This is a genomic window from Micromonospora sp. WMMD714 (assembly GCF_029581315.1).
GTDB lineage: Bacteria > Actinomycetota > Actinomycetes > Mycobacteriales > Micromonosporaceae > Micromonospora > Micromonospora rifamycinica.
Genome location: NZ_CP120744.1, coordinates 4,628,427 through 4,645,340, shown reverse-complemented (window position 1 = coordinate 4,645,340; position 16,914 = coordinate 4,628,427). Strand labels below are relative to the sequence as shown.

Here is a 16,914-nt window from a genome sequence, read left to right as displayed (position 1 = left end):
GCTCCGGCACCCAGTCGGGGTGACCACCGGCACCCCGCCGGGCGGTCGGCCGGCGTCGGCCGGACCTCCGGCCCGGTGCCGACCGACGTCCGGGCGCGGACCGGGTGCTCCCGGCAGCACGCCGGGCGACCGGCCGGCACCGGGCCGGGCGGGCCGACGCATCATGATGGGCGGAAGCGGCGCCGGTGACGGCGCCCCGATTCGGAGGACCGATGGCCCGCAACAGAGCAACCCTGGCCGACGTCGCACGGCGTGCCGGGCTGTCCAAGACCGCCGCGTCGATGGTCCTCAACGGCCGGGAGGGCACCCGGCTGTCCGCCGAGGCGCACCAGCGCGTCTTCGCCGCCGCCGAGGAGCTGGGCTACCGGCCCAACCTGGCGGCCCGCAGCCTGCGTACCCGCAAGACGGCCACCATCGCGTTCGTCTCCGACATCGTCGCCACCACCCGGTTCGCCGGCGGCCTCATCCGGGGTGCGCTCGACGCGGCCCGGGAGCGGGACCACGTGCTGCTCATCACCGAGACGCAGGGCGACGCCACCTTCGAGCAGTACGCCATCGAGGCCATGCTCGACCGGCAGGTCGACGGGGTGATCTACGCGGCGATGGCGACCCGCCGGTTGACCGTCCCCCCGGCCATCCTCGGCGGGCCGGTGGTGCTGCTCAACGCGACCAGCCCGGAGAACCTGCCCGCGGTGCTGCCCGACGACGAGCGGGCCGGTCGCACCGTCGCCACCGCCCTGCTCGACCACGGCCACCGGGACCGGATCGCGCTGATCGGTCGCAACCGGCTCAAGGAGGACGACGCCGAGGTCTCCCTCGCCGCGCCGGCCCGGCTGCGCGGCATCCACCGGGCGCTCGACGACGCCGGGGTCGAGCTGCTGACCGAGTGCTTCTGCGCCGAGTGGCTGCCCGAGCACGGCTACGCCGCGATGCACACCCTGCTGGGCCGGGCGGTCCGGCCCACGGCGATCGTCTGCATGAACGACCGGCTGGCCTTCGGCGCCTACCAGGCGCTCGCCGAGGCCGGGCTGACCGTTCCGGACGACATCTCGGTGGTGTCGTTCGACGACGACCCGATCGCCGCCTGGCTGCGTCCCGGCCTGACCACCACCGCCCTGCCGCACGAGCAGATGGGGCGACGGGCGGTCGAGTTCCTCCTCGACGGCGGCGACGCCGAGCCCGCACCGGTCCCGATGCCGCTGCGGCGCCGCAGGTCGGTGGCCGCTCCGGCCGCCTAGCCCCGCTCCACCCGGGCCGTCGGACCGGCGCGAAGGCCCCTCGACCTGGTAGCTAAAACGATTTAGTGCTAGCTTCCCGCCATGCTACGTCTACCCGACCACTGGGTGTGGGACAGCTGGTACGCCCGGGACGACAACGACCGGTGGCACGCGTTCTTCCTGCGCGCCTCCCGCGCCCTGCACGACCCGCACCGCCGGCACCGCCGCGCCACCATCGGCCACGCCGTCTCGACCGACCTGCGCACGTGGCAGTTGGTCGCCGACGCGCTCGTCCCCGCCGACGCGCCGGGCTGGGACGACCTCGCGACCTGGACGGGCTGCACGGTGCGCGGCCCGGACGGACGGTGGTACCTGTTCTACACCGGCGTCGGCCGGGCCGAGGACGGGCTGGTCCAGCGGATCGGCCTGGCCGTCTCCGACGACCTGACCACCTGGCACCGGCACGGCACCGGCCCGCTGGTCGAAGCCGACCCCACCTGGTACGAGTTGCTCGACCGGACGCTCTGGTACGAGCAGGCCTGGCGCGACCCGTGGGTCTTCCCCGACCCCGGGGGCGACGGCTGGCACATGCTGGTCACCGCCCGGGCCAACACCGGGCCGGCCGGATCCCGTGGTGTGGTCGGCCACGCCACCTCACCCGACCTGGTGAACTGGACCGTCCGACCACCGTTGTCCACCCCGGCCGACTTCGGGCACCTGGAGGTGCCCCAGGTCGCCGTCGTCGACGGCCAGCCCCTGCTGCTGTTCTCCACCGACGCCGCCGGCACCCGGCGCGACGGCCACCGGATCTGGGTGGCGCCGGGTCACGACGTGCGCGGCCCGTGGGACATCGGCGCGGCCCGCCCGTTCCCGCACCCGCACCTGTACGCGCCCCGGCTCGTCGCCGGCCCGGCCGGGGACTGGTCCCTCATCGGTTTCCTCGACCAGGTGGACGGGGAGTTCGTCGGTGCGCTGAGCGACCCGGTCCCGGTCCGCTACCACCCGTCGACCGGCCTGACCGCGGCCACCGCACCGGCCGCCGCCGCGACCGGCTGAGAGGTCCCCCGCCGTCCTCCCGGCACCGGAGCCGGTGCCGGGAGGACGGCGCGACCCGGTCGGGCTAGACCCGGTTCCAGCGCTGGTTGGCCGCCGCGCTGCACGACCAGAGGAGCACCGTGGTGCCGTTGGCGGTGCCGTTGTTGTTCACGTCGAGGCAGAGGCCGTTCTGGACGTTGCTGATCGTGCCGTTGGCGTTGAACGTCCACTGCTGGTTGGTGCCACCGTTGCAGTCCCAGATCTGGGCCTTGGTGCCGGCGGTGGCGTTGGTCGGCGCGTCCAGGCACTTGCCGAGCGACTGGAGGGTCTGGCCGTTGGCCGCCCAGCGCTGGTTGGCGGCCCCGTTGCAGTCCCAGATCACCGGCTGGGTGCCGTTGGCGGTGTTGCTCTGCGGGACGTCCAGGCAGCGACCGGAGGCGACGCTGGACAGCGCGCTCGCCGTCGACGGCGGCGGCGTCGTCGGCGGGGCCGTCCCGCCGCCGCTGACCCGGTACACGACCGTGCCGTGCGACGGCACACTGGCCGAGATGGTGCCGGTGCTGGTGGTGCTGGCGTTGGTCCAGGCGTCCACCAGGGTGAAGGAGGAGCCGGACTTGCCGATCGCCGCAGCGGTGGTGGAGATCGTCGTCGTCGAGCCGCCCTGGTTGAACAGCGCGACCGCGACGTCACCGTTGGCCAGCCGCTTGGCCAGCACCCGCCGGGTGCCGTCGAACGAGACCTGGCCGCCCTGCAGGGCCAGCGGGTCCTGGTTGATGGCGATCAGGTTCGCGTTCTTGAGGATGGTCTGGGTGGCGGAGTTCATCGACCGCACGTCGTTGCCGGCGATCAGCGGCGAGGCCATGATCGCCCACATCGCGAAGTGGCTGCGCATCTCCGTGTCGGTCATGCCGCCGCGGCCCACCTCCATCATGTCGGGATCGGTGAACGCGCCGGGCTTCGCGTACGGCGCCAGCGGCACGTTCACGTCGATGATGTTCTGGATGCCCATCGGGTAGCCGTTGGTCTGCCCGCTGTTCCAGGTGTTGGTGATGTCCTCGGTGGTCCGCCACATGTTCGCCACGTCGCCCCAGTTGCGCTGCGGGCCGGTCTTGGCGTGGATGCTGTTGGGGTTGATGCTGTAGACGATCGGCCGGCCGGTGGCCGCCAGGGCGTCGCGCATCTTGGCGAACGTGGTGACCTGCTGGTCGATGGTTCCGTTCGGCGAGCACCAGTCGTACTTGAGGTAGTCGACGCCCCAGGCGGCGAACTGCCGGGCGTCCTGCGCCTCGTGGCCCTGCGAGCCGGTCGCCCCGGGGTAGGAGTTGAAGTACTGGGCGCAGGTCTTGTCCACCGGCACCTGGTAGATGCCGAACTTCAGCCCCCGGGCGTGGATGTAGTCGCCGAGCGCCTTCATCCCGCTGGGGAACCGGGTCGGGTCACCCTGGAGGTTGCCGGCCGAGTCCCGGTTCGGGTTGAACCAGCAGTCGTCGACCACGACGTACTGGTAACCCAGGTCCCGCATCCCGCTGCTGACGAGAGCGTCGGCCGTCTGCCGGATCAGGGTCTCGTTGATGTTGCAGCCGAAGGTGTTCCAGCTGTTCCATCCCATCGGCGGCGTCCGGGCCACCCCGTTGTCCAGCGCCTGCGCCACCGGGGCGTGTACGCCCACCAGGACGCCGGCCAGGAGCAGACCGGCCGCTGCCGCCCGCCCCCAGTTCCGGGCTCGCACGAATCGCTTCACGAAGTCTCCAATCAGTGCCGCCGGGGTCGGCGGGAGGCCGGCCGGGCAGGCGCGAGGGCGGTCCACTCACAACGCCGGGTGTGAGCGCTAACAATGGTCCCTCATGTTACGGAAGCATTTCGTGGTATTCAACAGCTTCCATATATTTCGACGTGCCGCCGGTCGGGCCGACCCCCCTCCCGGCGCCGGTGACCCGCGCCGGTCCGGTCGGCGCGGCCGGCGGCGGCCCGACCGACCGGACGTGGAGCCGTCCTGGAGCTGTCCCGACCCTCATCCATCGAATATCATGGCTCCATGCCCCCTGGCTCCACGCCCGGTCGACGTGCCCGCGGCGAGATCGAGCGGCTGCCCAGCGGCTCGCTACGGGTGCGGGTCTACGCCGGGATCGATCCCGTCTCGAAGCGTCGGCGCTACCTCACCGAGACGGTGCCCGCCGGGCCGCTCGCCGCCCGCGACGCCGAGAGCGTCCGCACCCTGCTGCTCGACACGGTACGCCGGCAGCACCGCCGCCCGACCGCTGCGACCGGCGGGCCGACCCCCGCCCCCACCGCCGGGACGCCCGCCACCGCCCGGCAGCCCGCCACCGCGCTGGCCCCGGCACCCGGCGCGGTCCCGTCGCTCGCCGGGACGGCCGGGGCCCGACGGCGCGGCCGGCGGCGGGGCGAGCCGACCCTGACCACCATCGCCGCGTTGGCGGACGTGTCCGCGCCCACGGTGTCCAAGGTCCTCAACGGCCGCTCGGGGGTCGCGGCGCAGACCCGGTCCCGGGTGGAGGCGCTGCTGCGCGAGCACGGCTACCGCCGGCCGGAGCTGGGCACCCCGAGCGCCAGCGTGGAGGTGGTCTTCTACGGGATGCAGAGCAACCTGGCGGTCACCATCATGCAGGGGGTGCAGCAGGTCGCCGGGGCGCACCGGCTCGCGGTGGGGTTCACCGACGCCCGCCGGCAGGTCTCCGAGGGGCGGTTCTGGGCGCGCGACCTGCTGGCCCGCCGCCCGACCGGGGTGATCGCGGTCCACCTGGGCTTCACCTCCGAGCAGCACGCCCTGCTGGCGGCGAGCGCCATCCCGCTGGTGGTCCTCGATCCCACCGGGGAGCCGCCGCTGCACGCCGTCCCCTCGGTGACGGCGACCAACTGGAGCGGCGGGTTCGAGGCCGCCCGGCACCTGCTCGACCTCGGCCACCGACGGATCGCGGTGATCTCCGGCCCGACCGACCGGCTGTGCGCCCGGGCCCGCCTGGACGGCGCGCGGGCGGCCCTGGAGGCGGAGGGCGTCGGGCTGCCCGCGCGGCGGCTCCGCGTCGGCCACTGGTTCTCCTTCGACGACGGTCTGCACCTCGGCCGGGAACTCCTGCGGCAGAACCCGTCGCCGACGGCGATCCTGTGCGGCAACGACCTGCAGGCCCTGGGGGTCTACGAGGCGGCCCGGCTGGCCGGTCGCCGGATTCCCGGGGACCTGAGCGTGGTGGGCTTCGACGACATCCCGCACACCACGTTGTGCGGTCCACCGATGACCTCGGTGCGCCAGCCGCTGACCGAGATGGGGGAAGCCGCGGCCCGGATGGTGCTGACCCTGGCCGCCAACCTGAGCCTCGCCCAGACCCGGGTGGAGTTGGCGACCACGCTGGTGGTGCGGGACAGCACCGCCGTCGCGCCGGACGCCTGACCCGCCCGGGGCCGGCGCTCCGGCCGCCCGGACGAGCGGGGACCGGCCCCGGAAACATGTCCTTGTCGTCGCCGAACCGTTTCGAGTAGCATCCGATCCGATCGATATGACACGTCGTCGTGACGTGGACGCCGGGACCGCCGGCCGCAACCGTCACCCGCGGGTCCGACGGCCCGGCCGGGTCGGGAGACCGGCCGGGCCGGTCGATCCGGCACGAGCACGCCGACCGCCACGAGCACCGGGCCAGGGTTCCACGAAGGTCGAGGGAGGAAAAGAGGCCACTCGTCACTGTTGGTCCGCGCGTCGCCTGCGATCCGTGATGACGAAAATCACGGTACGCGGACGACTCTCGGCCGCGCCGTCGACTCATCCGGGGCGACACGCCGCGTAGACTCTCGCTGATCCAGCGTTGTCCACGGCGTGTGCGCCCATGCCTTGTTTCCGGAGGTCCCTTCCGGACCTCTGCGCGGGTTACGCCGTCGACGACGGCTGCGGGGCGGACGGAGAGGTGTGGGATGACTGTGCGCGCTCCTGCGATGAGAGACGTGGCCCGCCTCGCCGGAGTTTCCCACCAGACCGTCTCCCGGGTGCTCAACGGCCATCCCCACGTACGCGAACAGACCCGCCTGCGGGTCCAGGCGGCGATCACCGAACTCGGCTACCGGCCGAACCGGGCCGCGCGCACGCTGGTCACCGGGCGATCACAGGTGCTCGGCGTGGTGGCCCTGAACACCACGCTCTACGGCCCGGCGTCGCTGCTGTCCGCCTTCGAGCTCGCCGCGGCCGAGGCCGGGTTCGCCGTCAGCGTGGGCAGCGTCCGCAACCTGGACCGCACCTCCATCACCGCCGTCGTCGAACGGCACCTGGCGCACCGGGTGGCCGGCATCGTGGTGATCGCTCCGGTGGAGTCCGCCGGCGAGGCGCTGGAGTGCCTGCCCACCGACATCCCCCTGGTCACGGTGGACGGCGACCCCCGGCGGCCGGTGCCGCTGGTCACCATCGACCAGGTGGAGGGCGGGCGGCTGGCCACCCGGCACCTGCTCGACGCGGGCCACCGCACGGTCTGGCACGTCTCCGGTCCGATCGACTGGTTCGACAGCGCCGGGCGGATCGCCGGCTGGCGGGAGACGTTGCAGGCGGCCGGAGCGGAGGTCCCCCCGGTGCTCCAGGCGGACTGGTCCGCCGCCTCGGGGTACCGCTGCGGGCAGATGCTGGCCCGCAGCCCGGAGGTGACAGCGGTATTCACGGCCAACGACGACCTGGCCCTGGGCGTGCTGCACGCGCTGCACGAGCACGGCCGGCGGGTGCCGGCGGACGTCAGCGTGGTGGGCTTCGACGACGTCCCGGACGCCGCGTACTTCATCCCGCCGCTGACCACGGTGCGCCCGGACTTCAACACCGTGGCCGAGGCCAGCCTCGGGCTGCTGCTGACGCAGATCGACGCGGGCGTGGACCACACGTTGCGGCGGACCGTCTCCCCCACCCTGGTCACCCGGGACAGCGTCGCCCCGCCGCCCGGGGCGGTGCCCGCGCCGCGTCCCCCTGATCGGGCCTCCTGACCCAGGCGGTCGACCACCACTCCGCCGTTGACCGCACTTCTATAGACATCGGTCAGTGTTAACGTTAACGTGACTGACGACTGTCAATTCCTGCAATAACAGCCGATCGTGCGACGACCCGCCGCATCACGATGCGGGGCCGTCCGGCCACCGGCTCGCGACGCCCGGCCGCGACCCGTCCCCGGCGAGGCCGGAGCGGTGGCACCGGCACGGGCCACCGGCGACCGCCGCGCTCCCCCGTTCCCCGGCAGGGCGACCACGCAGCGGGAACCCGCCCGGGCACCCGCCGCACCGACACCACACCCCCAGGAGAGCCCCGTGCGACCGACCCGACTCCTGCGACGGCGACCAGCACTGGTCGCGGTCGCCGCCACCACCCTGCTGTTCGTCAGCGCCACCGCCGTCCAGACCGGAGCGTCGGCAGCCGCCGCCGGATGCCAGGTCGACTACGCCGTCAGCTCGTCCTGGCAGGGTGGCTTCGGCGCCAACGTCACCATCACCAATCTCGGCGACCCGGTGAGCAGCTGGCGACTGACCTGGAGCTGGCCCGCCGGCCAGACCGTCACCCAACTGTGGAACGGCAGCTTCACCCAGTCCGGTGCCCAGGTCACCGTCACCAACGCCAGTTACAACGGGGCGATCCCCACCAACGGCACCGCCAGCTTCGGCTTCAACGGCTCCTGGACCGGCAGCAACCCCGCCCCCACGTCGTTCAGCCTCAACGGCACCACCTGCACCGGCGGGGTGAACCCCACCACCGGGCCACCGCCGACCACGCCGCCCCCGACCACGCCGCCCCCGACCACCCCACCGCCGACCACGCCGCCCCCCGGCACCAGCCAGCCGTGTGACATCTACGCCGCCGGTGGCACCGCCTGCATCGCGGCGCACAGCACCACCCGGGCGCTCTACGCGGCGTACGCCGGCTCGCTCTACCAGGTACGCCGGTCCTCGGACAACACCACCCGTAACATCGGGGTGCTGTCACCCGGTGGCCGGGCCAACGCCGCCAGCCAGGACAGCTTCTGCGCGAACACCACCTGCGTCATCACGATCATCTACGACCAGTCCGGACGCGGCAACAACCTCGGCTACCAGGGCCCCGGCGGCGTCGGTGGCGCCGTCCAGCCGGCGGTCGCGAACAAGGAGTCGGTCACGGTCGGCGGTGACAAGGTCTACTCGCTCTACATCCCCGGCAAGAGCAGCTACTGGCGGGACGGTCACCTGACCGGGGTGCCGACCGGCGCCGCTCCCGAGGGCATGTACATGGTCACCAGCGGCACCCACGTCAACAGCGGCTGCTGCTTCGACTACGGCAACAGCGAGACCACCCGCCGGGCCGACGGCGCGGGCGCGATGGACGCGATCTACTTCGGCACCAGTTGCTGGTTCGGCGGCTGCTCCGGCTCCGGCCCGTGGGTCCAGGCCGACCTGGAATACGGCCTCTACCCCGGCGGCAGCAGCTCCTGGAACTCCAACCAGCGGGCGTTCACCAGCAAGTTCGTCACCGCCACCCTGAAGAACAACGGCACCTCGCGGTTCGCCATCAAGGGCAGCAACGCCCAGTCCGGCAGCCTCTACACGCTCTACGACGGGTCGCTGCCGCGCGGGTACAGCCCGATGAAGAAGCAGGGCGCGATCATCCTGGGCAGCGGCGGTGACTGCTGCATCGACAACACCAACCAGAGCGTCGGCACGTTCTACGAGGGCGCGATGGTCGCCGGCTACCCGTCGGACGCGACCGAGAACGCGGTCCAGGCGAACATCACCGCCGCCGGCTACCGCTGACCCGATGGTCGAGGAGGTCCGATGCACCAGCGTGTCATTCACCCGGCGACCCGACGGGCGGCCGTCCTGCTCGCCGCCGTCCTCCTGCTCATGACGGGCCTGGTCGGCACCCCCGCCCCGCAGCCGGCGCAGGCGTGGGACAACGGTGTCGCCGACACCCCGCCGATGGGCTGGAACAGCTACGACTCGTTCAACTGGAGCGTCACCGAGGCCGACGTCCGGGCCAACGCCGACTACATGGGCGCGAACCTGCGCCAGTACGGCTGGCAGTACATCGTCGTCGACTGGGCCTGGTACTTCCCCGGGCAGCACAACGGCAGCCCCAACCAGGACGCCAACCTGCAACCCCGGCTCCGGATGGACGCCAACGGGCGGCTGCTGCCCGACACCACCCGGTTCCCGTCGGCGGCCGGCACCAACGGGTTCAAGCCGCTGGCCGACCACGTGCACGCGCAGGGGCTCAAGTTCGGCGTCCACCTGATGCGGGGCATCCCCCGGCAGGCGGTCGCGGACAACGTGCCGATCCTGGGCACCTCCTGCCGGGCCAACCAGATCGACGCCGGCAACAGCGCGGCCTGGCTCAACCTGATGTGGGGGCTGGACATGGCCAACCCCTGCGCGCAGGCGTACCTCGACTCGGTGTTCCAGCTGCTGGCCGCCTGGGGCGTCGACTTCGTGAAGGTCGACGACATCGCCGCGCCGACGTACCGGCAGGCGGAGGTCGAGGGCTACCGGACGGCGATCGGGCGCAGCGGACGGCCGATGGTGTTGAGCCTGTCGCCGGGCGCCACGCCGCTGTCGGCCGGGACGAACGTGCAGACCAACGCGCACATGTGGCGGATCGTCAACGACCTGTGGGACAACTGGTCGTCCGTCGACGCGCTCTTCGACCAGTTGCGCAACTGGACGCCGTACCGCCGGGCGGGGGCCTGGCCCGATCCGGACATGATCCCGATCGGCCGGCTGTCGAAGTACGGCCCGGTCGGCTCGCCGCGCTACTCCAACCTCAGCGCGGACGAGCAGCGCACCCTGATGTCGCTGTGGGTGATCAACCGGGCGCCGCTGATGTGGGGCGGCAACCTGGTGGAGAACCGGCCGGCGGAGCTGGCGCTGATGACCAACAGCGCGGTGCTCGCCGTCGACCAGCGCAGCGCCAACAACCGGCAGCTCACCGGCGGCACCCGGCAGGTGTGGGTGGCTGACGTGCCAGACAGCACGGACCGGTACGTAGCGCTGTTCAACCGGGAGGGTGCGGCGGCCACCGTGTCGCTGAACCTCGCCGACCTCGGCATCGGCTCGGCCACCGCGACCGACCTCTGGTCCGGGGCGGCGCTGGGCACCTCCACCGGGACGTTCAGCCGTTCGCTGCCCGCCCACGGTGCCGGGCTCTACCGGCTGACGCCGCAGACCACCACCCCGACCCCGACAACGTACACGCTGACCGCCCGGCACAGCGCGAAGCTGCTGGACGTCAGCAACGCCGCCACCACCGACGGCGCGAACGTCGTGCAGTGGACCGCCAACGGTCAGGCCAACCAGCGGTGGCGATTCTCCGACGCCGGTGGCGGCTGGTCCACGGTGGTGAGCGTCAACAGCGGAAAGTGCCTCGACGTCTACGGCGGCGCCGGCACGACCACGGACGGCGCCCGGGTGGTGCAGTGGACCTGCAACGGGGGCACCAACCAGCAGTGGCGGCTCCAGGACGTCGGCGACGGCCAGGTGCAGCTGGTCGCCCGACACAGCGGCAAGTGTCTCGACGTGCTCAACGCCGGGCTGACCGACGGGGCACAGGTGGTGCAGTGGACCTGCGGCACCGGCACGAACCAGCAGTGGCGGCGTACGCCGGTGTGACGCGGCACAGCGGTGTCCGCAGACGGTCGGGGCGCAGGGCCGGGGATCGATCCCCGGCCCTGCGCCCCGGTGGCCCCGGTGCCGGCCCGGGTCACCCCGGAGCCGGCTGGAGCAGGTCGTTCAGCTGGCGGTGCAGGTCGGGGTCATCCCCGTACCACTGCCGCTGCCCTGGAAACCGAACTCGGTGGACTGACCGGCACCGAGCTGACCGTTGTAGTCCACATTCGCGAACCGCACCGTCCCGGAACTACCACTGGCCGTCGCCGACCACGTCCCGGTCACACTCGCCCCACCGGGCAACGTGACACTCACCGTCCACCCACGCGTACCCGAGGAACCCGCGGTCACCTTCACCGTGGCCACGAAACCACCCGTCCACGAGTTCAACGACACCGACGCCGAACACCCACCGGTGGCCGGCGGAGTCGTCGGCGGCGGCGTGGTCGGGTTGGGCGGGGTCGTGGTCGGGTTGGGCGGCGTGGTCGTCGGGTTCGGCGGCGGCGTGGTGGGGCTCGTGCCGTCGAAGCCGAAGAAGCGGACGGCCTGGGCGGCGTCGAACGGGATGGAGTGGCCGTAGCCCTGGAAGCTGATCGCCTCCACCGGCGGCGTGCCCCCGGTGCCGCCGTAGCGGGTACGGGTGGCGCTGGTCTGCGGGTAGTCGGTGGAGCTGGGGGTCTGCGAGACACCGAGCACGTTGGTCCACTGCTTGACCTGCTCGCCGAAGTTGACGTAGCTCAGCGTGGTGTCGGTGGTGCCGTGCCAGATCTGCATCCGGGGACGCTTGCCGGTGTAGCCGGGGTAGGCGTTACGCACCAGGTCACCCCACTGCTGCGGGGTCCTGACGATCCGCCCGCCCGAGCAGTCACTGTTCCACTCCGAGCCGTTGGTGGTGGCGAAGCAGCCGAACGGCACGCCGGACGAGCTCACCCCGGCGTGGAACACGTCCGGGTAGAGGCCGGCCATCACGTTGGTCATCATGGCCCCGGACGACCATCCGATGACCCCGATCCGCCCCGCGTCGACCGGGTAGCGGCCCCGGACATAATCGATCATGGACTTGAGACCGACCGGGTCGCTGCCGCCGTCGCGCCGCAGCGCCTGGGGCGAGGAGACGTCCCAGCACTTGCTGCTCCGGGTCACCGACGGGTAGATCACGATGTAGCCGTAGCGGTCGGCGAGCGAGCTGAGCCCGTAGGTGGAGTGCACCGCCGGGCCGCTGCCGGTGCAGTAGTGCAGGGCGAGGAGCAGCGCCGGCCGGGCGGCCACCCGGTCCGGGACGTACAGGTGCATCTGCAGGTTGGTCGGGTTGGTGCCGAAGTTGGTCACCTGGGTGAGCGCGGCGGCCGAGGCCGGCGGGGCGACCGTGACCACGGCCGTCATCGTCGCCAGGGCGGTCGCCAGCGCGGCGGCCAGCAGGGTCATGCGTGATCTCATCGACGGTTCCTCTGTCGGGAGTCGTGGTCGGCGGCGGACGACGTGCCGGACGCGGCCCGGCCCCGCGGACGGCGGTCCCGGTCCGGCCGGCGGTGGCCCGGCCGATGGACGTCGAGCCGGTCGGGTGGCCGAGGACCGCCGGCCCGAACCGGGTGTACCCGGTTCGGGCCGGCGGCGGAACTCAGCTGGCGGTGCAGGTCGGGGTCATCCCCTCACCGCTGCCGCTGCCCTGGAAACCGAACTCGGTGGACTGACCGGCACCGAGCTGACCGTTGTAGTCCACATTCGCGAACCGCACCGTCCCGGAACTACCACTGGCCGTCGCCGACCACGTCCCGGTCACACTCGCCCCACCGGGCAACGTGACACTCACCGTCCACCCACGCGTACCCGAGGAACCCGCGGTCACCTTCACCGTGGCCACGAAACCACCCGTCCACGAGTTCAACGACACCGACGCCGAACACCCGGCCCCACCCGGAGGCGGCGTCGTGGTCGGGTTCGGCGGCGTCGTCGTCGGGTTCGGCGGGGTGGTCGTCGGGTTCGGCGGCGTCGTGGTCGGGTTCGGGATGCCGGTGCCCGCGTTCAGGGCGTCCAGCACCGAGTTGTACGCCGCCTTCTTGTTGCCGTTGCAGTCGAACAGCAGGGCGTTGTCGGAGCCACGCCACGAGTCGCAGTCCCGCACCCCCCACACGGTGATGCTGGTGCACCGCGAGATGGCCATGCAGGAGCGGGTGACCGTGCCGAAGATGTTGGCCTGGTTGCCGCCGGTCATCACGTCCAGCTCGGTGATCTGGACGTCCACCCCGAGGTCGGCGAAGCGCTTCAGGTTGGCCTGGTAGTCACCCGGGATCGTGGTGCCCAGGTGCGACTGGAACCCGACGCAGTCGATCGGCACACCCCGGGACTTGAAGTCCCGGACCATGTTGTAGACGCCGGTCGACTTCGCGTTGACCCCGTCGGTGTTGTAGTCGTTGTAGCAGAGCTTCGCGCCCGGGTCGGCGGCACGGGCGGCCCGGAACGCCGCCTCGATCCAGTCGTTGCCGGTGCGCTGGAGGTTCGAGTCACGACGACCACCACTGCCACCGTCGGCGAACGCCTCGTTCACCACGTCCCAGGCGTAGACCTTGCCCCGGTAGTGGGTGGCCACCTGGGTGACGTGGTTGATCATCGCGCTGCGCAGCGCGCTGCCCGACATGCCCTGCGCCCAGCCCGGTTCCTGCTGGTGCCAGAGCAGCGCGTGGCCCCGCACGCCCATGCCGTTGGCCTGGGCGTGGCTGACGAGCCGGTCGCCGTTGGTGTAGACGAACCGACCCTGGGACGGCTCGGTGGCGTCCCACTTCATCTCGTTCTCGGCCGTGACGGAGTTGAACTCACGGTTGAGAATGGTGGTGTAGGCGCTGGTGGACAGCTTGCCAACCGCGACCGCCGCACCGAAGTAGCGGCCCTTCTCGGCCGCCGCCGCCCGCAGGGTCGTGCCGGCGCTGGCGGCGGGGGCCAGGGCCAACGTCATCCCGACGGTGAGTGCGCCGGCGACGGCGAGGGTCGCCGTCGCTAGCAGGGCTCTCTTGGGTCTCATGTCGCATCCTTTGCAATGTGGGTGCAGCGGTGGTGGGGTACCTGATTCCGTTTCCGACGATGGACCGCACCGGCCGGCGCGGCACGCCGCGCGGCCGACGACGGTGCGGGTCGGCGAAGCCGTCGCCGCGGTCCACCGGGGCCGACGACGCCGGTGACCTCGACGCCGGGGTCGGCACCCGGATCAACGAGGGGATCGCCCGTCCGGGGGGACAGCGGAGCGCCGCCCGAGAAGGGAGCCATGATCCTCCTTCACCGAGGAAACCGGGCCGGCCCTCGACGGGCTGTCCGACCCCACGCGTACGGGGTCGGCCACGCCGTCACCGGCATCTGCTGATGGGAATCCTGACCCGACGTCCCGCATGCCCTGGGGGGACGTCGTGATCCGAGGGATCGACCAGCACGGCTCGCCCGGTGAGCCACAGGTGCTGTTGTCCTCGACATCGACTGTGAGCGATAACATGACATTCGTCAAGTCGTAACGAAGTGAGCCGGACCGATCCGGTGTACCACCGTCGTCGGTGGGTCGTCCGGGCCGTAGAGTCTCTCGCCGTGATCGAGATCGGCACGCAGGTCGACCTGCTCCACCCCGCAGACCGGGTCTGGCGTGCGGTGACCGACCCGGAGCTGCTCGGCCGCTGGTTCGCCGAGGCCGAGCCGGTCCCCGGTCGGCCGGACCGGTGGCGGCTACGGACGGCCGGGCTCCCCGGTTTCGACACCGACACCGACGTCGAGTGCGTCGACCGGCGGACGCCGGAGCTGATCGTCGTACGGTGCCGTGAGGGCACCCGCGACAGCCTGTTGACCTGTTCCGTCACCCCCACCGAGGCGGGCTGCCGGGTGCTGGTCCGGGAGGCCGTGGAGCACGGCGACTGGCCCGCCGGGCAGGGCGCCGGCCGCGAGGAGTGCTACCGGCAGGCGCTGGCCGGACGCCTGCCGGCCCTGCTCGACTGGCTGGCCTTCCGACAGGTCGACCTGCGGCGGGACAGCGCCGCGCCGACCGCCGTGCTGCCGGCGGCGCTGATGGCCGACGTCGGCCGGCCGCCCGCTCGTCGCCGCCGGGCCACCGGGCTGGGCGTCGGACTGGGCGTGGTCACGCTGGCCCTCGGGCTGACCGGGTGGGCGCTGTCACGGGGCGGGCCACCCGCCGACCCCGGGGCGGCGCCGGTGGTCCCGGTGCCCGGATCCACCGCGACGCCCGGTCCCACCCGGTCGACCGCGACGGCGCGTCCGACGCCGACCCCGACGCCGAGCGGCAGCGTCACGCCGAGCCGGACCCCGTCGGCGACCCCGTCGCGGCGCGCCCCCTCCCCCACCCCCACGGCCACCGGGTTGCTGGACGCCCGCTACGAGACCGTGTCGACCCGGCTCTTCGGCTACACCGGCGAGGTGGTGGTGGACAATCCGGGCGGGGCACCGACCCCGGCCTGGACGGTGCGGGTCACCCTGCCCCGGGGCAGTTCGGCCGCCGAGGTGAGCGGGGCCGACTGGCGGCAGGACGGCCAGTCGGTCACCTTCAGCGGGCCGGCCGTCCCGGCCGGCGGATCGCAGGTCATCCGGTTCGACGTGCGTACCGCCGATCCCGTCACCAAGGCCCCGACGGGCTGCACGGTCGACGAACGCCCCTGTGCCGGCCTGTGAGCCGGCGCGCGGGGGCGTGGCGACCCGCCGGCCGGCACGTGGCGGTGCGGTACGGCGGGCCGGGCGGCGCGGTCGGCCTGGTCACCGCACCGGCGGCGCGGTGCTCTCCCGGACGGTGAGGGTGGTCGCCAGCTCCAGCCGGACCTGGCTGGTGCGCTCCCCCCGCCCGAGGGCGAGGGCCAGCTCGGTGGCGGTGGACGCCATCTCCAGCAACGGCTGGTGCACGGTGGTCAGCGCGGGATCCACCAGGGCGGCCATCGGCAGGTCGTCGAAGCCCACCACGCTGAGGTCGGTGGGGATCCGCAGCCCCACCTCGCGGGCCGCCTGGTAGACCCCGAGGGCCTGGAGGTCGTTGCAGGCGAAGATCGCCGTCGGAGGATCCGGGCGGCGCAGCAGGCCCAGCGCCGCGGCCCGGCCGTCCTCGTGGGTGAGACCGGCGTGCACGACCAGCTCGGACTCCACCGGCAGACCGGCCGCGTCGAGGGCGGACCGGTGGCCGTCCAGCCGGGCGCGGCAGCACAGGACGTGTTCGGGGCCGCCGATCATCGCGATCCGGCGGTGACCGAGCTCGATCAGGTGCCGGGTGGCCGACCGACCGCCGGCCCAGTTCGTCGCGCCGACGAACGGCACGTCCTCGGGCAGCTCGACGGTGGGGTCGAAGACCACGACCGGGATGCCCCGGGCGCGGAGCTGCTGGCGCTGCTCGGTGTCGAGTTGGGCCACCATGACCAGGCAGTCCGGCCGACGGGCGAGAGTGTCCTCGATCCAGTACCGGATCGCGTTGCGCTGCGGCCCGAACTCCGTCAGCACGACGCCGACCCGGTGCTGCCGGGCCGCCCGCTCGACGCCCCGGATGATCTCCAGGCCCCACATGTCCGCGATCCGGTCGAAGACCAGCTCCATCATGTTGCTGCGGGTCACCGGCGCGGTCCGGCGATAGCCGTGCTGGTTGATGGCGGCCTCGACCCGGGCCCGGGTGTCCGCCGCGACGCCGGACCGGCCGTTGATCACCTTCGACACGGTGGGAATCGACACGCCGGCCGATGCGGCGATCGCCGCGATCGTCACCGGCCTGGTGTGGTCGGCGAACGAGGCCAGGTCACCACCCGGCTTGCCCGTCTCGACGTGCCTCAACCCGGCCTCCTCCACTGTGGCAGCGGCTGTCGGCCGCGCCGGTATCCGCCCCGCGACCGGGCCGCCGGCACCGTTCAGGAGTCCCAGGATAACCCCGGCCGTCGCCCGCACCGGCCCCGCCCGAACGGCACGGATCCTGGAAACTTTCCGACCAGGCATCGACGACGAACTGCCCGCCGTCGGTGGCGCTTCGGGCCGCCATGCCCGGATCCGCGGTAGATCGACGCCAGCGGATGCACTTTGCGATCGGGGCGATCCCTCCATTGACGCT

General features: G+C 72.5%; 11 protein-coding genes. 7 read left to right on the top strand and 4 right to left on the bottom strand.

Annotation, left to right across the window (positions count from 1 at the left end):
* Positions 1-212: 212 nt before the first annotated feature.
* Positions 213-1,238: a LacI family DNA-binding transcriptional regulator gene (locus O7625_RS19810; protein WP_067313812.1), complete on the top strand. Its 1,026-nt coding sequence runs from the start codon at positions 213-215 to the stop codon at positions 1,236-1,238.
* An 81-nt stretch (positions 1,239-1,319) separates the two neighbouring features.
* Positions 1,320-2,273, top strand: a complete 954-nt coding sequence (locus tag O7625_RS19805) for a family 43 glycosylhydrolase (RefSeq protein ID WP_282340469.1) — start codon at positions 1,320-1,322, stop codon at positions 2,271-2,273.
* A 64-nt stretch (positions 2,274-2,337) separates the two neighbouring features.
* Here O7625_RS19805 and O7625_RS19800 read toward each other — a convergent pair whose 3' ends face one another.
* Positions 2,338-3,861: a ricin-type beta-trefoil lectin domain protein gene (locus O7625_RS19800; protein ID WP_282347011.1), complete on the bottom strand. Its 1,524-nt coding sequence runs from the start codon at positions 3,859-3,861 to the stop codon at positions 2,338-2,340.
* Positions 3,862-4,287: 426 nt separating this feature from the next.
* Here O7625_RS19800 and O7625_RS19795 point away from each other — a divergent pair, with 426 nt between their 5' ends.
* The 4 genes from O7625_RS19795 (at position 4,288) to O7625_RS19780 (ending at position 10,856) form a co-directional block, all read left to right on the top strand.
* Positions 4,288-5,658, top strand: coding sequence for a LacI family DNA-binding transcriptional regulator (locus O7625_RS19795; RefSeq protein ID WP_282340467.1), 1,371 nt, complete (start codon positions 4,288-4,290; stop codon positions 5,656-5,658).
* 536 nt (positions 5,659-6,194) lie between these two features.
* Complete coding sequence (locus O7625_RS19790; RefSeq protein ID WP_282340465.1) at positions 6,195-7,217, top strand: LacI family DNA-binding transcriptional regulator; 1,023 nt, start codon at positions 6,195-6,197, stop codon at positions 7,215-7,217.
* Positions 7,218-7,535: 318 nt separating this feature from the next.
* Positions 7,536-9,005 (top strand): arabinofuranosidase catalytic domain-containing protein, encoded by a 1,470-nt coding sequence (locus O7625_RS19785; RefSeq protein ID WP_282340463.1) that lies wholly within the window; start codon positions 7,536-7,538, stop codon positions 9,003-9,005.
* A gap of 21 nt (positions 9,006-9,026) precedes the next feature.
* On the top strand, positions 9,027-10,856 hold the full coding sequence (locus O7625_RS19780; RefSeq protein WP_282340462.1) for an alpha-galactosidase: 1,830 nt from the start codon (positions 9,027-9,029) through the stop codon (positions 10,854-10,856).
* A 120-nt stretch (positions 10,857-10,976) separates the two neighbouring features.
* Here O7625_RS19780 and O7625_RS19775 read toward each other — a convergent pair whose 3' ends face one another.
* Both O7625_RS19775 and O7625_RS19770 read right to left on the bottom strand, forming a co-directional pair.
* Entirely contained in the window at positions 10,977-12,290 is a 1,314-nt protein-coding gene (locus O7625_RS19775; protein ID WP_282340461.1) for a PHB depolymerase family esterase, read from the bottom strand.
* 181 nt (positions 12,291-12,471) lie between these two features.
* Positions 12,472-13,869, bottom strand: a complete 1,398-nt coding sequence (locus O7625_RS19770; protein WP_282340460.1) for an endo-1,4-beta-xylanase — start codon at positions 13,867-13,869, stop codon at positions 12,472-12,474.
* Between the two features lie 551 nt (positions 13,870-14,420).
* On the opposite strand from O7625_RS19770, the gene O7625_RS19765 reads away from it, so the two are divergent.
* The gene (locus O7625_RS19765; protein WP_282340458.1) at positions 14,421-15,509 is read left to right on the top strand and encodes an SRPBCC domain-containing protein; all 1,089 of its coding nucleotides are present in this window, start codon (positions 14,421-14,423) and stop codon (positions 15,507-15,509) included.
* Between the two features lie 81 nt (positions 15,510-15,590).
* On the opposite strand, the gene O7625_RS19760 is transcribed toward O7625_RS19765, so the two are convergent.
* Positions 15,591-16,643, bottom strand: coding sequence for a LacI family DNA-binding transcriptional regulator (locus O7625_RS19760; RefSeq protein ID WP_067315650.1), 1,053 nt, complete (start codon positions 16,641-16,643; stop codon positions 15,591-15,593).
* Between the last annotated feature and the right edge of the window lie 271 nt (positions 16,644-16,914).